General features: G+C 43.2%; 20 protein-coding genes. 2 read left to right on the forward strand and 18 right to left on the reverse strand.

The genetic code is table 11. The features are described 5' to 3' along the window. Positions 1 to 91: 91 nt before the first annotated feature. Complete coding sequence (gene sulP / locus MHH48_RS21070) at positions 92 to 1,855, reverse strand: sulfate permease (protein WP_076321866.1); 1,764 nt, start codon at positions 1,853 to 1,855, stop codon at positions 92 to 94. A 158-nt stretch (positions 1,856 to 2,013) separates the two neighbouring features. Further along, positions 2,014 to 2,349, reverse strand: a complete 336-nt coding sequence (locus tag MHH48_RS21075; protein ID WP_076321867.1) for a metalloregulator ArsR/SmtB family transcription factor — start codon at positions 2,347 to 2,349, stop codon at positions 2,014 to 2,016. A 191-nt stretch (positions 2,350 to 2,540) separates the two neighbouring features. On the opposite strand from MHH48_RS21075, the gene MHH48_RS21080 reads away from it, so the two are divergent. Continuing rightward, entirely contained in the window at positions 2,541 to 3,173 is a 633-nt protein-coding gene (locus MHH48_RS21080) for a hypothetical protein (protein ID WP_076321868.1), read from the forward strand. A 163-nt stretch (positions 3,174 to 3,336) separates the two neighbouring features. On the opposite strand, the gene MHH48_RS21085 is transcribed toward MHH48_RS21080, so the two are convergent. The 12 genes from MHH48_RS21085 to MHH48_RS21140 form a co-directional block, all read right to left on the reverse strand. Then, entirely contained in the window at positions 3,337 to 3,627 is a 291-nt protein-coding gene (locus MHH48_RS21085; protein ID WP_340386878.1) for a DUF6886 family protein, read from the reverse strand. A 203-nt stretch (positions 3,628 to 3,830) separates the two neighbouring features. Next, the gene (locus tag MHH48_RS21090; protein WP_076321870.1) at positions 3,831 to 4,484 is read right to left on the reverse strand and encodes a hypothetical protein; all 654 of its coding nucleotides are present in this window, start codon (positions 4,482 to 4,484) and stop codon (positions 3,831 to 3,833) included. A gap of 199 nt (positions 4,485 to 4,683) precedes the next feature. Then, positions 4,684 to 5,109 (reverse strand): NUDIX hydrolase, encoded by a 426-nt coding sequence (locus MHH48_RS21095; protein WP_076321871.1) that lies wholly within the window; start codon positions 5,107 to 5,109, stop codon positions 4,684 to 4,686. Between the two features lie 168 nt (positions 5,110 to 5,277). Then, positions 5,278 to 6,090: a DUF2785 domain-containing protein gene (locus MHH48_RS21100; RefSeq protein ID WP_076321872.1), complete on the reverse strand. Its 813-nt coding sequence runs from the start codon at positions 6,088 to 6,090 to the stop codon at positions 5,278 to 5,280. A gap of 126 nt (positions 6,091 to 6,216) precedes the next feature. Beyond that, complete coding sequence (locus MHH48_RS21105) at positions 6,217 to 6,747, reverse strand: hypothetical protein (RefSeq protein ID WP_076321873.1); 531 nt, start codon at positions 6,745 to 6,747, stop codon at positions 6,217 to 6,219. A gap of 278 nt (positions 6,748 to 7,025) precedes the next feature. Continuing rightward, entirely contained in the window at positions 7,026 to 7,553 is a 528-nt protein-coding gene (locus MHH48_RS21110; protein WP_076321874.1) for a GNAT family N-acetyltransferase, read from the reverse strand. A gap of 35 nt (positions 7,554 to 7,588) precedes the next feature. Further along, complete coding sequence (locus MHH48_RS21115; protein ID WP_076321875.1) at positions 7,589 to 7,972, reverse strand: GNAT family N-acetyltransferase; 384 nt, start codon at positions 7,970 to 7,972, stop codon at positions 7,589 to 7,591. A 162-nt stretch (positions 7,973 to 8,134) separates the two neighbouring features. Beyond that, positions 8,135 to 9,025: a GNAT family N-acetyltransferase gene (locus MHH48_RS21120; protein WP_076321876.1), complete on the reverse strand. Its 891-nt coding sequence runs from the start codon at positions 9,023 to 9,025 to the stop codon at positions 8,135 to 8,137. A 758-nt stretch (positions 9,026 to 9,783) separates the two neighbouring features. Beyond that, entirely contained in the window at positions 9,784 to 10,602 is an 819-nt protein-coding gene (locus MHH48_RS21125) for a radical SAM protein (RefSeq protein ID WP_076322180.1), read from the reverse strand. A gap of 86 nt (positions 10,603 to 10,688) precedes the next feature. Continuing rightward, positions 10,689 to 11,402 (reverse strand): 2OG-Fe(II) oxygenase, encoded by a 714-nt coding sequence (locus MHH48_RS21130; protein WP_076321877.1) that lies wholly within the window; start codon positions 11,400 to 11,402, stop codon positions 10,689 to 10,691. Then, a complete protein-coding gene (locus tag MHH48_RS21135; protein ID WP_076321878.1) occupies positions 11,395 to 11,943 on the reverse strand; it encodes a methylated-DNA--[protein]-cysteine S-methyltransferase in 549 nt (182 codons plus the stop codon). The genes MHH48_RS21130 and MHH48_RS21135 overlap by 8 nt, the downstream gene beginning before the upstream one ends. Then, positions 11,915 to 12,526 (reverse strand): bifunctional transcriptional activator/DNA repair enzyme AdaA, encoded by a 612-nt coding sequence (locus MHH48_RS21140; RefSeq protein WP_076321879.1) that lies wholly within the window; start codon positions 12,524 to 12,526, stop codon positions 11,915 to 11,917. Before MHH48_RS21140 ends, MHH48_RS21135 begins: the two co-directional genes overlap by 29 nt. Before the next feature lie 189 nt (positions 12,527 to 12,715). Here MHH48_RS21140 and MHH48_RS21145 point away from each other — a divergent pair, with 189 nt between their 5' ends. Next, positions 12,716 to 13,654, forward strand: a complete 939-nt coding sequence (locus MHH48_RS21145; RefSeq protein ID WP_076322181.1) for a DNA-3-methyladenine glycosylase — start codon at positions 12,716 to 12,718, stop codon at positions 13,652 to 13,654. Between the two features lie 96 nt (positions 13,655 to 13,750). Here MHH48_RS21145 and MHH48_RS21150 read toward each other — a convergent pair whose 3' ends face one another. The 4 genes from MHH48_RS21150 to MHH48_RS21165 form a co-directional block, all read right to left on the reverse strand. After that, on the reverse strand, positions 13,751 to 14,224 hold the full coding sequence (locus MHH48_RS21150; protein WP_071220445.1) for a DUF3574 domain-containing protein: 474 nt from the start codon (positions 14,222 to 14,224) through the stop codon (positions 13,751 to 13,753). A 225-nt stretch (positions 14,225 to 14,449) separates the two neighbouring features. Next, entirely contained in the window at positions 14,450 to 15,496 is a 1,047-nt protein-coding gene (locus MHH48_RS21155; protein WP_076321880.1) for a hypothetical protein, read from the reverse strand. Between the two features lie 39 nt (positions 15,497 to 15,535). After that, entirely contained in the window at positions 15,536 to 16,264 is a 729-nt protein-coding gene (locus tag MHH48_RS21160; protein ID WP_076321881.1) for an alpha/beta hydrolase, read from the reverse strand. A 96-nt stretch (positions 16,265 to 16,360) separates the two neighbouring features. Continuing rightward, on the reverse strand, positions 16,361 to 17,317 hold the full coding sequence (locus MHH48_RS21165) for an acetamidase/formamidase family protein (RefSeq protein WP_076321882.1): 957 nt from the start codon (positions 17,315 to 17,317) through the stop codon (positions 16,361 to 16,363). Positions 17,318 to 17,375: the final 58 nt, after the last annotated feature.

The raw sequence follows: 17,375 nt of genomic DNA on the forward strand, positions 1-17,375 counted from the left end.
TCATGTTAATAGCTATACAAACCAGCGCGTGCCGATACCACATTGGCACACGCTGGTTTAAGTTACAGCTGAAACCACAGATCATATAATTTCATCGACTTGCTGTATCTATGCAACGAGCTCCTTGTATCGCTTTCTTTTGGAGCTCCTTGTTCGATAATGCGGTACATTCCCGGAAAGCAAAATGTTTACATCCTAAACATTTGTTATGATCCAATTGGAATAATGCGTAATCAATCGCCTCACCTGTATGCCCAAAGAAGTGAGCCGCCCCAATAAAATCAAACAAGCCAGTTCTCTTCAATACTTCCATAGGCTGTGGTTGGACACCTGATATAAGAACCAACCCACCAAACTTCTTGAAGTGTTTAACCAAGCTGGTTAAATTGTGCTCCCCTGTCATATCCATAAAGGGTACTTTCCCCATGCGTAGAAGTAAGACTTTAGGTCTTTGTTGAATCGTATCCATGATCGACTTCTCAAACATGTTCGCGGCACCAAAAAAGAGCGGACCTTCAATTGTGTACATACCGATCTGGGGACAATCATGCCCCTCGGTTACCATGTGTGCCTTTACTTTTTCATGGTTATCAGTTGGATCGGGAAGTACTTTAGTTACTCTCAAAACGTCACTCATTCGTTTCACAAACAGAATGACGGCCAAAATTAATCCCACTTCAACAGCAGTCGTTAAATTCGTAAATACGGTTAGTATAAATGTAATGAGGAGTACAATGGAATCGCTCGTTTTGGTTTTCAAGACGTGAGCAAATTCTCTTCGTTCACTCATATTCCAAGCAACTAACATCAGGATGGGAGCCATACTGGCAAGTGGAATCTCAGATGCATAAGGTGCAAACAAAATGAGTACCAAAAAAACAACAATACCATGTATTATTCCGGACATAGGCGAGACAGCCCCGCTTTTGATATTGGTTGCTGTCCGTGCAATGGCACCAGTTGCTGGAATACCTCCAAATAGAGGTGTCACCATATTCGCGATGCCTTGCCCAATCAGTTCACGACTGCTATGATGACGACTGCCGGTCATGCCATCGGCTACAACTGCCGATAACAAAGACTCGATACCACCCAACATCGCGATAATAAAAGCGGGACGAATCAGCGTTTCAATACGGTCCCAGGTTATTTGCGGAAAATGGAATTGAGGTAATGTACTGGGAATTGCTCCGAATGACGATCCAATCGTTGCTACGTCTCCTTTGAAGAACACAGCCGCAACCACACTGGATACGACAAGCCCCACTAAGGAACCCGGAACCTTCGGCATAATTCTTGGTGTGAGGAGAAGGACAATCAAACAAACCCCGGCTGTTATGACGCTGTAGATATTCGTGGTTGTCAGATGCATCACAATTTCCATCATGTTGGGCAGAAAATTTTCATGTTTCTCGATACCACTTAGACCCAAAAAATTAGCAATTTGTCCGCTGAAGATAATTACTGCGATTCCAGCCGTAAATCCAATGGTTACCGGGCGAGGAATAAACTTAATCAACGCACCAAGTTTACATAATCCCATTAAGACAAGGATGATGCCAGCCATGAATCCGGCAATCAGCAAATTTTCGTATCCATATTGCATGACTATAGCGAAAAGGATGGGGATGAATGCACCGGTCGGCCCCCCAATTTGAAATTTAGAGCCTCCGAGCAAAGAAATTAAAATACCGGCAACGATGGTTGTATAAATACCATACTCGGGTTTGACACCAGCAGCAATAGCAAACGCCATTCCTAATGGAATGGCGATAATACCAACAATCAGGCCTGAAATAAGATCTTTACGAAATGCGGATGCATGATATCCCTCAAATCTTCCCGTCCATTTCATCTGCTTTACCTTCTTTTTTTCATATATTTGATTATTTGAATATATGTGAGATGTTACTCCTGCCAATGAATAATGTCAATCGCTAAAATCGTCTATTCTATAAACGAAAAAAACAAGGTGCTCCTGAGTATTGCTCACGGATGCCCTTGTTTTTTTAGTTATGGTTCATTTCGGATGACCTCAAGCAAAGAAATCGCATCAACGAGATGATTATCGAATATTTGCTTTGTAACAGCTAGCAATTCTTTAATCAACGGGTCACGTAAGGAATAAATGACCGATGTTCCGTCTTTTAAGCCAGTAACTACATTTTTATTTCGTAATACTGACAATTGTTGAGAAACGGCTGAACCTTCTGAACCCAAAATACTTTGCAATTCGTTGACGTTTTTATCTCCTTCGCTCAGCACCTCAAGAATTCGAATTCTCATCGGATGAGCCAGCGCTTTAAAAAAATCAGCTTTAAACTGTTGAATATTTTGATTTTGGTTCATGGCTATACTCCCTCAGTGGCTAAACTTTTGAATATATGAATATAATAACACAACCGTATACCAAACATCGCGTAAAAAAGAAACGCCTGAGCATCGATTGTTATTTGATTGCAACTATCGTATAATACCTCTTATATTCAAATTTTTGAATATTTGATTTTATGCCATTAATAAATGAGGAGTGGATGCGAATGTCAGGCTTTATGGTTAATGATCCATCTCAACAAGATTCGCCATCCATTCACCCATCGTTGTTAAAAAAAGTGAGCAGGCAATCTGTCATTACGATTGGTATTCAAGCTCTGCATGAGGTTGGATCCGACCCTATTTGCAAAGTCTGCATTGCCAATGGAGGCTCCTGCTGTAATAGTTGCAGGCATCTTGCGGACGGAATTGGATGTCAGCAACGTAATACAAGTTGTACGGCATGGTTATGTGGGTTTCTTAAATTTTTATTGTATGAAACAGGCCTGTTACGAGAATGGAATGACTATTGGGACCAAGTACCGGGACAAGGTTTTCGTGAGGATTTCACCCCAGAAGTTTTCTTCGTGGAAAAGTCGTTACACCTTCCGGACATTCGAAATCTTAGCGAAGCTTTGGCTGCTGATCTTCAGGAGTTAGCCAGAACTCACATTGCGATTGGGTTCATACTCACACTTCGGGAAAAAATAGATAAAAATATTGACCAATTGGAGTATTTTGAACATGATCCAAAAAAGCAAATCAGCCTAAAAAGAAGCCTTAAAATGTTATCAGGTCCTTTTTATCGTTTTCAAAAAGAACTACATGAATATCGTCAAAAGCTTCAAAACACGAAATAACAACAATAATGCCTTGTTTTGTATTTTCGATTAGTCTACAGCTAACAATTTCCCATTGTTCAGTCCAAGGAACGAGGAAGACCTGGCCTTTAGGTAGTCCGAGCATGGGTATCACCCTTTGTTCACTTTAATTATTTTTTTGAATGCAGTAGCTGAATCCCCCCTACAATTTCTTGGCATTATTAAATCTATGTATTCTGTATTCATTAAAATCTGAAGAAACTATTGATTGCCTAAGAGGACATAAATTGGGTGTAAACCTTAATTCAATTCCCTTACTTAACAGTCTCTCAACCAGTCGGTCAATCTTCTCTATACCCATTGGTTTTACGGTTTGATAGGAAATATAATATCCTGCAGTCTTATCAAAAATTTCAAAACCCTCGTCTTCAAATTGGTCATACGATTCGCGGACAATCCCTTGGGAAGTAATAGGAGAATTCATGTTCCTCATCAATTGCCCAAACTACTGCCGAAAATCTGAGCGGTTCTGTTTTTCTCTTGGGATGAAGATTTCAATATCAGCCTCTTCGCTAAAATGAAAAAGCATTCATGCACCTCATTTCTTCCATGATTATACATCTATCAACCAAGGGGCGATAGCCATAATGTGTTAATTCATTGTTAGTTGAAGTATACTTCTTCCTGATTATACATTTAAAGATTTCTAATTGTTCTAAGTATTTCTCTTTTTACTTTCTCTACCACGCTATTTTTTTCTTGATTTGCATCAATTATGAGATCTGCCTTTTCCTTTACCCGGATTCCATTGAGTAAATACATCTCCTTGACTCCTCCATATAAATAATCCGATAAAAAATGATCTAGCAAGCTTATTAAAACTTCCGGATCATGCTTTAAGTTCTTAATCAGATCATAGATTCTTCTTCCAAGAGATACCTCGGGACTAACATCCAGGTAAATTACTAAATCTATGAGATCTGCCACTTCATCCCTTTCCTTTCCAAAAGGCTCTTCAAGTAATATGATCTCACCTGGTTTTAATTCTTGTTTTTCTTTTGGTTTCAAATTACCATACTCTTCTGCCCAACCAATTCCCTTATTTAGGATTACGGATTCACCATTTATAAGACAGATTAAATGTTCTCTAAGCAATGGTGTTTTAATTTCATTTGGATCTCCTCCACTGTGAATCCAACTAACAATACTCTCTGGAAAGTCTTTTCTTGATACGTAGTCATCGAAAAACAATGTTACGCAAGACAGTAGCTCTTTAGCTAATTCAATAACCAATGTACTCTTTCCAGACCCGGAATAACCGCTAACCGCAACTACTAAAGGTCTTTGCATCTACATCATCTCCTATAAAAAATATAAGAGCAGATCTCAGTAGAGATCCGCTCTTATTGTTGATCATCATAACATAGAAATTGTGCATTTCAAGTACTACTAAAGATTTTAATGCCTCGAGCAGACTGAGTGCAGAACGTCCTGCAGCGTGAGCACATGGTTAGATGATGTATGCAGCATCTTTATATACTCTATACTCTCATATATTGTTCTCGTCATTAAATTCAATACAAAACGGTTGCGTTTCTGGGCTTAAACAGCACTCAATTCTTTGTCTAAAATCTTTCCATTCAACTTTTTTCAGTGCTTCTTCTATTGGAAAAAAGCCTGACTCCAAGCTCTCTGATGATTGTATTAATTCTCCACCTATAGGCTTCGCTAAAAATAGTGTATTGCAAATTGAATTTCCTACGTTCTGAAATATTCCACAGAATTTGATGATTTCTATGTCTATCCCTGACTCCTCTTTGGTTTCTCTTATGGCTGCGTGACTTAAAGATTCTCCTACTTCAACTTGACCACCAGGCATCTCCCAGCCTCTTCTTGGTCCTTTAATAAGCAACAATTCGTTTTTTTCATTTATTACAATGGCAGCTGCCGAAACAATATGCTTGGGTGGATTCATAAAAGTCTCTCCTTAATCGATTGATATAATTATGATCTAAGGTATTTTTGTATGTTGTATGACGTACGCAACTTCTGTGAGATTCTTTAACCAACTACTCGCAGCGTGAATATATTGTTATCGGATGTTCGGGACTTCTTCGATTTAGCTAGAATTAGATTTGTTTTTTTAAAGCTGTTTTAATGTTTTTATTATTTCATTTGTTATAACTTCAGATCCACTAATATCCAGTAATTTAAAATAGACACTTCGTAAAAGGTTTTTGGTATTTCCTCTTATAATCTCATCTTGAGGATATATTCCCAATCTTTCAAAGCCTCCAAGTTGTTGCACCCAATTAATTATAATATCTTTCTTTAGAGTATTACGTTTTACAATTTGAAGAACGACTTCGGCTATCCTTTCATCTTCACCGTTTGTAAAATAATAGTTATTAACACAAGCCTTTGCCCCTACCAATTCTAAAATAAACAATATCTGTTCATGAGAATAATAGGTCGAAGCGACGATTGAATCTAAAGCATCAGCCGCATGTGCAATCGAATGTGCCCATCCCTTGTCTAATACATATCCTCTAAAATCCTTTTCAAGTTCAAAATATAAAGTCACTCTAGAGTAAATATATTCATAATCCGTTTCAGTTAAATAATTGGAGATATCGTTGTAATGTAAAGCAAGTGGTATGAACAATACTGAAAAAGAACGCGTAAATACGGTATCTTGATCGTTATCCCCTATTCCATAGAATAAATGATCATCATCTAAGGTAACGTATAATACTTTTCTTACTGTTTCTATACTTAGTTCTTGATTCATTATCCATTTACTTAAAGTTCCATAAATGAGCTGATCCCTTAATTCCTCATCGATCGACCCAATGTGTTGAATCATTTCTTGAACTACTTGATCAATATCTGTTCCCTCAGGAACCTTATAATTATTATCTCTTACATCTCTCAGAAAGCTTGTAATGTTGTTCATTTTTTTCTCCTTTTGTTTAGGGTTCAGGTACTAAGGTTGCGATATCTCCATAAGGCATACAGGACCGGGGAGCTATTTGCCCCGCTCGGGAACGTAATGTTAGACGATTTTATTAACCTTGATTCATTAACTGTCAAATAATCCTATGTATCGTTTTTCTAATTCCTTATTAAATAAATCTATAGGTCTAAGATATTCTCGTTGATTATTTAGATCTATCGATTTGTAAACTCTATCATTATTCCATCTATTTAAATCATAATAATTATCAAATTCCTTTCCTACTTCCTGCATGATTAGAACAATATCATTCAGTGTTCCGAGAACACTCCTATTGTTAGTTGTTGTATAAACAGCTTCATTACACTCGTTTAGGTATTCATTAATTGTTGAATTGTTAATGTTTTCAGATATTAGATAATTCTTTAATTGTTCCTTGAATATATTCTCCAGGTTTTTGTATTGGGTACTTCTAATTCCTGCTAAAGTCAAACTCAATCTCGACAGATCATTTATTAAAACTATATGCTTCCGTTTGTTCACAAAAACGAGATTAGCATGCCAACTAAAGAACGGATCAGCTATATCAATTGTGGTTATGGTTTTATCGATTTTCATATCCCTTAACAAATTCTTTGTTGATCGGATAACAAGCAAAATATCGCCTCTTCTTTGGTTTGATCTATTTATTATACATGGTTTCACCTAACGTTGTTGTATTCTTGAGTCCGAGTGGCTTAAGGGAGCACAGCGACTAAGTGGCTTCGCCACATAGTATCCTCGCTTAATTGTATTACAGATCTCTCATATAACGGTCTGCAAGAAACCTCTTCCTCGAAGTCTCTCCAGCAGCCCACGGGCGTCAGCCTGCCCGCTGCGTAAACGCATTGTTATGCGATTCCCTTGCCCCATCTTCCAAACTGCTTCAATCTTTATCAATCTTCAAATTTGTTATACCAGAATACTGCTTTTTCATTAGCTGTCGGAAATTTTGAATAAAGCATATTATCAACTCCACCGATAATAAAATTGTTCTTGGAGTAAAACCTACATGCTGAAATATTAACATCTTGAGTTTCGAGCATAAGACCGATAAGTTTATTCTCCTTTGCCCATTCAATTGCTTTCTCTAGTAGTAATTTCCCAATACCTTTGTTTCTCCAATTCTTTGCAACAGCGATATCTTCTAATAAAGCATAGCCATTCCAATAAGTACTAAGTTGTATTTGGCCTACACAATTATTGTCAATATAATAGAAGTAGACAGCTTTTTTATCGTTATCTATATAACTTACGTCGATGTCTTCATTGTCATATCCCTTAGTATATTGTTCAGAGAATAGTTCTTCCGTGTAAGTCCAAATATCGTCTTCGTATTTAGGAATTATCCTTCCGAATACTGTCAATTCTTCATTAGCCTTATTAAAATCCTCTATATTTTCATGTGTCATTTTAATAATCATAATCCCAAGTATCTCCATAGATAGTTTACGTTTACTCAGATTTGCAAGGGCTTCGCATAACGTCCTAGTTCATTAAAAGCATATTCAATCAATCTACTAATAACCTCCGTTGCAAGACCAACTCCCCAGTATTCTGGAAGGAACTGATACGACACTTCAATGGTTTCACCATCGTAATATTCGTCCAAAGATATCAAGCCGATAAATTCTTTGCTTTCTGACATTCTCACAATCCAATAACTTGAACTATCCTCATTAGATTTATTAATGATTTCGAAATATTTGATTCTCAGGGATTGTTCATCATCAGTTGTTCCGCCAAGGTAAGATCGAACATACTCATTTATGTATAATCTCTTTACATTTTCATAATCACTTTCTTGAATCATAGAAAGTAAACATCGTTTTGTTGTTAACATGGAGAACCTCCATGGATCATCTTTTTAGTTTTTTAAAATCACGCTGATTCACATAACGTTTAGTGTTCCCGACATTCAACTCCACTAAGCCCCAAAGGGGGGAGTCGCAACTGCGGTTAGGGAGTTGAATATGGTTGCTGAGTCCGCTTCTTCGAAATGCTGCTAATACATCTCGTCGGGCGGTCTACTCAATCGGCTGTCCGGTCTATAATATTTAGTTACGATATGGTACAAGGATTTTTCCTTGAAGCCTAGACTCTCGTACAGCGTTTTCGCAGGATTGCCTTTGACTACCTCAAGCTTAACGATCTTTTCGCCACGATGCATCATCTCATTCAAAAGAAATGAAACGAAGACTTTACCGTATCCACGAGATTGCATATCTGGCCGAACTGCCACCTGACGCAGCTCACAGCCGTCAATAACTCCACATGCCGCTATTTCACCATCGATATCCATTACAAATCTGTTGTTTCTATCTTTCAAAAAATTATTCCGTTCCCATTCTGAAGGTGCAATATAATACGATGGGAGAATACCAACTCGTTCACGCATTTTGTAAAAAGCCATTTCGCGAATAACATGCCACATAGGATAATCATCATCTTCATACTGCCTGATAGGAAAATGACTTTCAGGAAGAATTTCTCCTTCACGCACCATGATATAAGAAGAATGAAGTATATGGTAACCGTTCTTACATACAAATTGCAGAGAAGATCGATCGCCGTCCATACATGCACCAATCGAACGTTCGACTGCCTCGTATTGATTAAGTAATTGTTCTGCGCTTTCAATAAGCTTGCTACCGATGCCTTTTCCTCTATATTCCTTTCTTACAAAGATTGTCATCTCGGTTCCTCTCCCCTTAAAACCGCTAAAGGAGAGAAATCCCACGGTCACATTGTTGTAACAAGCAACAAATATACCTTCAGGAAAATTGATTTCGGTCTCCAGAAACTTTTCCTTAAAGCATTCATCCCCAAACAACATGGCTTGGATAGCGGATATATCCCTTTCGGGTTTGTAGGGTTCTATTATTAGATTCTCCACCTTGATAATCCTTTCAATTAATAGGGAGGTAACAACACCGTTTTGTGTATTTTATCCACTCGTTATAATCATGACATCAATGTATCGCCTGAATCCTATTGCTCGAACCATCTCCGTCGACCAAGGAGCGAATGCCTCGCAGTAGGAATGTCATGTGAGTTGATGTAATTGCCATCTCCAAAATACCGTTAAATCATGTTTCCCTTATATGTACTTCTTTCTCTCCATCTTCCCAAACCACATGAATTTCGAATGTCCCATCTTGGAAAAAGTAGGGCATTCTTCTTCTGATAGATTGTTGCATAGGTAAATGTTCTAAATCTGAAATCTTCACCCACTCTGGTATACCTTCTGTGAAATCCGACAATAATTCTCCAGAAAAATCGTTTGTTAAGAAATTTAAAATAATGTGTCTAGAGTCCACATCTTATAATTTACATCTTTCATAATTCACCTCATCGATATAACTTCTTCGCAAAAGTAAACGGATTGATCAGGTAATTTCGTATTCTCAGCTACTCCATCTATGTATTCAATATCTCCTCTTGATTCGATAATTTCATAACGTCAAATCCATCTTCATTGTGCATTCGCTCCTCTACCGTCCGACTGGTTATTTTCGCCTATCATACCATAATCATCTATCACGAGACATGACAAAAAAAGACCAGAAACGAACTCCTGGTCCTGGCCTAAACCTATCATAATCTATCTAATCCATGGATCACGATCATCTTCTATAATAGCCAACCTAAACCTTAAGGTTCAAAACCCTTCTGACTCACAAACAACTGCTCCTCCGGAAACTCCCTGCTAAATCGATTATAGACCACTTGATAGGCAGCTGGATCGTACCATTCCTGATCCCCAAGCTCCTCGTACAGAGCTTGAACCGGCAGTCTTTTTGTACGTTTCCCACCACTGCCATCCCCCATAAAATAATCGTCGATGCACACGCGATTAACGAGCGGCCGCAGGATCTGTGGGAAAGCCTCCGTGCTCGGAAGCACAGGTGCAATCGCTGCTTGAGCGGGAATTCCTGCGTCCCTCAGGAGTGCGAGGGTTTTCAGTCTCGCTTGGATCGGCGGGGCTGACGGCGTAAAATGCTTGCGCATCTCATCACGGTCCGTCTCGACCGTCATGCTTACCCGTACGCGTTCTCCTAACTGCTGCAGCAGATCAATATCCCGCCGGACCAACGGACTGCGTGTCTGTACGAGCAGAAAATCCGGCGGTTCGCTGACCATCACCTCAAGCAATGCACGAGTCACTTCTTCCTTGGCCTCAACCGGCTGGTAAGGATCGGTGCTGGAAGACATGAAAATCGTGACGGGTTCCTTGGACTTGGCACGCTTCAGTTCTTTACGTAGGATGGCAGCAGATTCGAGTTTAACGTCAACCCAGCTCCCCCATTCCTGATTGCGGAATATCGATACCGGCATTTGCCGGACATAGCAGTAAGAACAAGCGAAGGTGCAGCCCGTATACGGATTCAAGGTATGGGTGTACCCATTCAGGAATCCGGTTCCTTTATTGAGCAGGGTCTTTGGCTTTTTATAGAGCACTTCTTGTTTCACCTCGGACACCCCATTTCTACACTTTCTTCTATTATACTATTTCTCTCCTCACAACCCATAATGACTGAGTAAACACACGCGCCCCTCTACTTTGCATCATGAAAAATAATCCCGAGGCTGTATCTGGTACCCGACGTAATCGTGCTGACACCATGCCGGAGCGTGGTCCGGTAATACCCCCGCGTTCCTTGAATGGAACGATGGTTGGTCGGAAAGATCAACCCCGCTCCTTGTTCCAAGGTGATTACATGCCCCCGGCTCTGTGCCCGTGGCCGCTGCTCGATAAGCAGAAATTCTCCTCCCGAATAATCGACTTCCTTCTCATTCAGAACAAACACCACTTGAAACGGAAAAAATTCATCTCCGTACAAATCCTGATGCAAGCAATTATAGCCGCCCTCTTCATATTTCAAAATCAACGGTGTCGAACGCTCTTGCCCCTGAGCATGGCACATGCCAAGAAACTTATCCAAGCTCGCCGGATACCTCTTCTCATGTCCAAGCTGCGTCAACCAACGGTTAGCCGTCAGCGCAAGCTCAGGATACAAGCCTTCCCGAAGCTGCTGCAGCGATTCTGGCAGCGGAGCTTGATAATACTTGTACTCTCCGAGCCCGAACCGGTGCCGAGCCATATTGATCGTGCTTCGAAACCGATCCTCTTCCGAATAGGTGTTGATAATCTCTGTACACTCTTCAGATAGCAGCAGCTTTGGTAGGACAGCATATCCCTGTTCATCCAAAGCTCCTTGTATCCCCGTCCAATCGAGTCCTGCTATGCGTTGCGGCAATGAATTAGGCATAATTCATCGTCTCCCTCATCCTGGCTCGCTCACCCTCAAGCTCCAGCAGCCGGGTCTTCATGGCAAGCCCCCCGCGATACCCCGTCAATGCGCCGCTTTTGCCAATTACCCGATGACAAGGAACTGTTATCAGCAGCGGATTAGCCCCAATAGCCGCTCCTACAGCTCGAACTGCTGCAGGCTTTCCGATCTGGTTGGCGATGTCAGAATACGTAAAAGTCTGCCCATACGGGATCTGGCATAGCGCATTCCATACCGCCATCTGAAAAGCGGTCCCTTTGTAATCCAAAGCCAACTCAAACCGATCGCGTGTCCCCTGAAAATACTCCATCATCTCGGCGGCATATGGCTGCATAGCTTCATCATTCTGCACGATTTCACAGCCAGGGAATTTTGCTTGTACCCAGTCCTCCAACTCTGTTAAAGGCTTATCCTGTGATCCGACGTAGCATAATCCCTGCTCCGTGGCCGCGATGTATACACTCCAGTTATCATGGCGCAGTTGAGTCCAGTTAATGGTAATCGAATGATTGGATTTCATGATCGTGCACCTCCGCACTCGTATTTTTTAAATATTGCCCGCGATAGCTAAGGGGGGTCATCCCCGTTTTCTTCTTAAACAGCGTGATAAAATAAGCCGTGTTCTCCATGCCCACTTTAAGGCCGATATCCGAAATGGCCAAGCTGGAATTCGTCAGGAGCTCTTTGGCCTTGCCAATCCGGTAATCCTGAATGTATTCCATCGGGGTCTGACCTTTGACACGCTTAAATATCCGGTGCAGATGGTACGGACTGCCGTGGCTCACATCGGCCAATACATCCAGTGATAAATGATCCATGTAGTGTGTATCGATATACTCGGTGACGAGTTCAATCCATTCGTGGTCCGGCAGACGTTCTCCCGTAGGCTTGCACCTTTTGCATGGCCGGAAACGCTCAGCTTTTGCTTCATCCGCCGATTGAAACACGCGCACATTTTCAAACTTCGGGGGTCTGGATTTACAGGATGGCCTGCAGAAGATCTTTGTTGTCTGCACCGCATAGAAAAACTTGCCGTCACTGTCCTTGTCGTTGTTGATAATGGCCTGCCACTGGGCTTCGGTCGGTTGTATTCGGTTTGCCACGTTTCCTCACCTCCGCTAACATTATAACCACAGGATAATCCTGTTGTACGCTTTTTGGAATAGAAGAGCAAGATAACAAAATTATACGGTCTGCATTTATGGTACAACTAGTATGGAAGAGTTCAGGAGCGAAAGGAAACGATGAAGATGCAGGAGCTAAACCAGATACATAACGATAAGCCCTATACTATGGAGAATCATCTCCCCCAGGACAGCTGGGAAGATCATGCCGAAGCCATAAGGCTGTTCGTGCCGAAGGAGTTCAGTTTTACGGAGAACCTCAATTATTTGCAAAGATCGCCGAACGAATGTCTTTTTCATATCCGGAATGACAGCATCTACCGGGCTATCCCGCTTGATGGTGACATCGCTGTGATTGAAGTCAGTGCGGAGCCTCAAGAACAGGCGATCCTTGTTCGGTTTTTGGGGAATACCGCCCCCTCCGATCCCTGCAAGCGGGCGGAAGTAGCGGGTTATGTTCGGGACTGGTTCGATCTGAATACCGATCTCGTACCGTTCTATACGATGGCGGAAGCAGATCCATTACTCAGTCAAGCCGTTCAATCCTTCTACGGGCTTCGCAATATGGGTATTCCCGATCTGTTCGAGGCTTTGTGCTGGGGCATTCTGGGGCAGCAGATTAACCTGGCCTATGCCTATACGTTAAAAAGACGATTCGTAGAAGCCTTCGGCCGCCGCGTGGAATGTGAAGGAGAGGTTTATTGGATTTTTCCAAGACCTGAGGACATTGCACCGCTGCGTGTTGAAGACCTGGACGGGCTTCGGATGACCGTGAAAAAAGGCGAGTATCTTATCGGAGTGGCCCAGCTTATGGTAGAAGGAAAATTGACCAAGGAGCAGCTGCTTGAAGCAGGTAGCTTGAAACAAGCGGAGAAACAACTGGTCAGCATTCGCGGGATCGGACCATGGACGGCCAATTATGTGTTGATGCGCTGTTTGCGAATACCGGCCGCTTTTCCCATCGATGATGTGGGTCTGCACAACGCCATCAAACATCTGCTGGGCTTGGAGGTCAAACCGACGAAGAAGGAAATACTGGAGCTGTCGGCAGCATGGGCGAACTGGGAATCCTACGCCACCTTTTATCTGTGGAGGTTTCTCTATTAAAGTTCAAACATAATAAAGAGGACGTCTCCCTCTTCTGCCATCACTGACAGCAGGGAGACCTCCCCTATTTAGCAAACCCTTTGATCCGAGAATCAACTATTCGATGAAGTACAGTTTACCGTCAACCTCGAGTGAGATCGCGGATTGCGACAAATCGTCTTTAAGCTTCTTCGCATAATCCACCACTTGATTAAGCGAGTCCTTGTCAAGCTTCTCGGCAAACGCGTACACGATCGTTACTTTTTCCTTGATCAGTGTTTTGTTATTGTCCACCCATGCCCCTTCACCCGGAATCGCCGTTGCCCCGCCAAACCAGCCGGACAGCTTTGTCAGTGTTTGGTCAACAAACTTCTGATGAGCTGCATCCGTAATCGGAATATCTCCCTTCACCGTTGAAGGCACGTAAATCTTAACGACATGATCCAAATGGAACTGATCGTTCAGAGCACTCTGTGTAATGGCGGTTGCCGTAGGATTGCCCTCTGCACTAAAAGACTGCTGAACCGGTACTACGATAAGTGTTAACAATAATGCCGCTGCAAAAGCGATAAGCCAACCTTTTCTCTTCATGTCCATTTCTCCTTTATGTATGGTCTCGTATCCCGTACAAGCATGGCATTTCAGTTCTCCAGTGCAACCTTCCTGCCATCCGCACGATACAAACTAGCACATATTATATACTGGCCTTTGCTTATCAGCTATGGGACATACGGATTATATTATGCGGAATCATGTAAAAAAGCCGATATTCCCGATAAACAAACTACGAGAATTCGACTTTTGATGATTACAGCGCTATTTTATCGATCCGATCCAGGATAAACTCTCCACCGAACGATGATCCATGCTGCCGTTCAAAATAGCTTGAACATCATGCAGCGTATCCTGCAAATGCACCCGCTCGCCAGGTAACCCGGTGTAAGCCTCGGCAACGTAAAAAGGCTGCGTAAGATAAGCCTCAAGCCGTGCTCCACGCTCATAAACCTCCGTCTCGGATGCCGGAATGGCCTGCAATCCTCGCACTTGAACCAGTGAACGCAGCTCGCGATAACGGCGCAGCAGCTTCTGGGCCCGCTGTTGGACCGATAAGTGAGCCTGATCCAGGTGAACGCCTTCCAATACGGAAGATGTAGAATATAACGGGTTCACGGCAGGAAACATATGTCTGGCCGCCAGATCGGCATCGAAATACCACAGCGTCTCCAGCGGACCGTAAGGCATGTCTTCATCAACAACCGCACCTTTAAGGTCCACAAGAAAAGTCGTGACCTGCCTCAAACCCTCCTGTTGAAGACGTTCCTGGAGGTCGTAGATTTTGCCAGTCAAGACATGCTCCCGGTCCGCTGCAAACATAATCTCTTTATCGGTATTTGCATTCGTCACAATGGAATAGGTTTCTTCTATTGAATTGGCAACCCATTCTACATCATTCAGCATATCCTGCAGCTCGGGATATTCGCCTTCCGGCTTCAGCAGAATCGTCATATACCCTTCCTGCTTGAAGTGATGAAACAATTCACCGAGCAGCACCGGTTGGCCCATTCCGGGACGAGCGACCAGCCCGACGGTACCTCCTTTGGCCAAAGGAGCAAATAGATCAAGGGCCTTAATGCCCGTTTCGATCATCTCCACACTTTCCCCGCGCAGAATCAGTTCATCCAAACTGCATTTTGCCAGAGATGCCAATGCGGCAATGGTGCGGACTTCCGCCCGACCAACGGGAATTTTTCCTGTGCATAGGTTGGAGACCGTGGCCGGCCGTAATCCCACGGATTTGGCTGCGCTGGTCAGGTTCGGAACTCTTTGTCGTAAAAGTGATACATTCAGCTTCAGATTGTCCAAGTGCGTACACCCTTTTTAGTGATAGATTGATGGTTCTGCCTAATCTCTTTTTAGAAAAGAGTCTGCGGTGCGGACAAACACATCCACATCCGGTTCAAAAATATTATGATCATGCTCCTCGAACGCCACGATGCTTGCCTGAGGCAGCGACTCCTTATATTGTTCCACTGCTTCTAATGATAACCCGGGATGTGGTTTTACGCCACGGATAATAAGGACTGGGCATGTCAATCGGGTTAAGTCGTTCCACAATTCGACCTTAGCCGATTCCTGTTGCAGCGCCTGTAAAGCCGATGTTTTCATACGGTCGGACAGCTTCTTTCCTCTCCAAGGCGGTAGCGAAGCAAAGAATTCCACCCATCCCGCTGGCAGCTGGGTATGAACCGCGGGATAGTCTCCGATGATCAGGCCTTGAATGCGTTCCGGATTCTGAACCGCGTAGCCTAACTGATAGGACACCCCTCGGGAGTATCCCATGAGTACGAATTGCTCAAGTTCAAGATGACAAATAGCCGCATCAATGTCGCTGATATGGTCTTCGAGTGCATATCCCGAGACAGGCGAATCACTTCGTCCCCGGCCACGAAGTGTGATGACAACGATATGTCTGGGCGTCAGCTTTTCCATTATGGCGATGTAATCCTCAGCCGACTCGGACAGTCCCGGGATGATGACCAATGAGTTTTGTTCATTCCTAAGCTCCCGATGTACCTCCGTCACATGAATATATACCCCTTGGTTATTGACCATTGTCTCGTATAACTGCATGCAATAGACCTCCTGAAAAATTGTTGTTTATCTATGAAGTGTGATCATAGGGTTTCTCTCTTTTCATCCTTCTGAGCCATCCCCCTGCACTCCCTTTCACCTCAACGCCCCAAAAGGTAAAAATGCGTGCACGCCCTTAAGGATGTTCACGATCTGGGTTACCCGCAGATCCACCGTCAAGGTGGCGTAGGCGTACGCCTCCGTTCTTGAAATAGAGTAAAGCTCGGTCATGAGATCAAGCATCCCGCTTAAGGCCATCCACATGGCTTCGTCCAGATCCTCGTGGAACCCCATCGTAAGCCACCCGGTACTCGTCTTGGCTCTGGGCATCGTTATGGGCATGTCGTCACGGACATGAAAGGTTAGACACACCTTATCCATGGGGCATTCCAGGGCGGGACCGCTAACTTCGCCGTCGCCCTGAGCCGCATGTCCATCCCCTGTTGAGAACAGCCCGCCATCCACAGGAATCGGCAGGTACAACGTGCTGCCAGCTGTCAACTCTTTGCAATCGAGATTGCCTCCATATGGGCGCGGCACAAAAGTCGTATGCTTGCCTTTTTCCTTCGGCGGCATGCCCATAACCCCCATAAACGGTTTCAGGCCGATGCTGTGTTTGAAATCTCCGAACTGACTCCTGCCTGTCATTGTCCTGGCATCCAATTCAAAATCCAGCGTCACTTCCTTGGTGTCGGTCATGCCCAGCTTCTCGTTCCAATAACTCGGAAAACCTCCGGCAGAGGTCCACCCCCACGATCCGGGAATTACTTCGTTGATCTGAATCTCCAATGTAAGTCCGGGTTTAGCCCCTTGAATATGGACGGGACCCATTAACGCATGCCCAAAATGCTCCTCCTGCCGCTCCGGCTTGCGCTCCGTAAACTTCGTTCTCGCCGCGCCCGGGGCAGCACGCTTCTCCAGTCCCCAACCCGCATCTAAAGTTTGATACACGACAGTATCCCCAGACTGAATGTATAGGGCAGGCTCCAGTTCCCTGCTGAAAAATCCATGAAGCGTATGAATATCCGGTTGCAGCATATGAACCTGTGACATCTATCTTTCTCCCTTCACAGCCATAATCAGAGTGGTCATTTCATGTCTCATATTCACT

Origin of the sequence: Paenibacillus sp. FSL F4-0100, assembly GCF_037993005.1 — a bacterium.
Taxonomy (GTDB): Bacteria; Bacillota; Bacilli; order Paenibacillales; family Paenibacillaceae; genus Paenibacillus_AQ.

Coding starts and splice junctions, on each gene's coding strand:
- MHH48_RS21095 (WP_076321871.1), bottom strand. CDS start 5,109: ATGAATCCACCCAAGCATATTGTTTCGGCAGCTGCCATTGTAATAAAT.
- MHH48_RS21135 (WP_076321878.1), bottom strand. CDS start 11,943: ATGAAATCCAATCATTCGATTACCATTAACTGGACTCAACTGCGCCAT.
- MHH48_RS21090 (WP_076321870.1), bottom strand. CDS start 4,484: ATGCAAAGACCTTTAGTAGTTGCGGTTAGCGGTTATTCCGGGTCTGGA.
- MHH48_RS21145 (WP_076322181.1), top strand. CDS start 12,716: ATGGAGAATCATCTCCCCCAGGACAGCTGGGAAGATCATGCCGAAGCC.
- MHH48_RS21110 (WP_076321874.1), bottom strand. CDS start 7,553: ATGATTATTAAAATGACACATGAAAATATAGAGGATTTTAATAAGGCT.
- sulP (WP_076321866.1), bottom strand. CDS start 1,855: ATGAAATGGACGGGAAGATTTGAGGGATATCATGCATCCGCATTTCGT.
- MHH48_RS21075 (WP_076321867.1), bottom strand. CDS start 2,349: ATGAACCAAAATCAAAATATTCAACAGTTTAAAGCTGATTTTTTTAAA.
- MHH48_RS21160 (WP_076321881.1), bottom strand. CDS start 16,264: ATGCAGTTATACGAGACAATGGTCAATAACCAAGGGGTATATATTCAT.
- MHH48_RS21150 (WP_071220445.1), bottom strand. CDS start 14,224: ATGAAGAGAAAAGGTTGGCTTATCGCTTTTGCAGCGGCATTATTGTTA.
- MHH48_RS21080 (WP_076321868.1), top strand. CDS start 2,541: ATGTCAGGCTTTATGGTTAATGATCCATCTCAACAAGATTCGCCATCC.
- MHH48_RS21165 (WP_076321882.1), bottom strand. CDS start 17,317: ATGTCACAGGTTCATATGCTGCAACCGGATATTCATACGCTTCATGGA.
- MHH48_RS21115 (WP_076321875.1), bottom strand. CDS start 7,972: ATGTTAACAACAAAACGATGTTTACTTTCTATGATTCAAGAAAGTGAT.
- MHH48_RS21100 (WP_076321872.1), bottom strand. CDS start 6,090: ATGAACAACATTACAAGCTTTCTGAGAGATGTAAGAGATAATAATTAT.
- MHH48_RS21085 (WP_340386878.1), bottom strand. CDS start 3,627: ATGAGGAACATGAATTCTCCTATTACTTCCCAAGGGATTGTCCGCGAA.
- MHH48_RS21130 (WP_076321877.1), bottom strand. CDS start 11,402: ATGCCTAATTCATTGCCGCAACGCATAGCAGGACTCGATTGGACGGGG.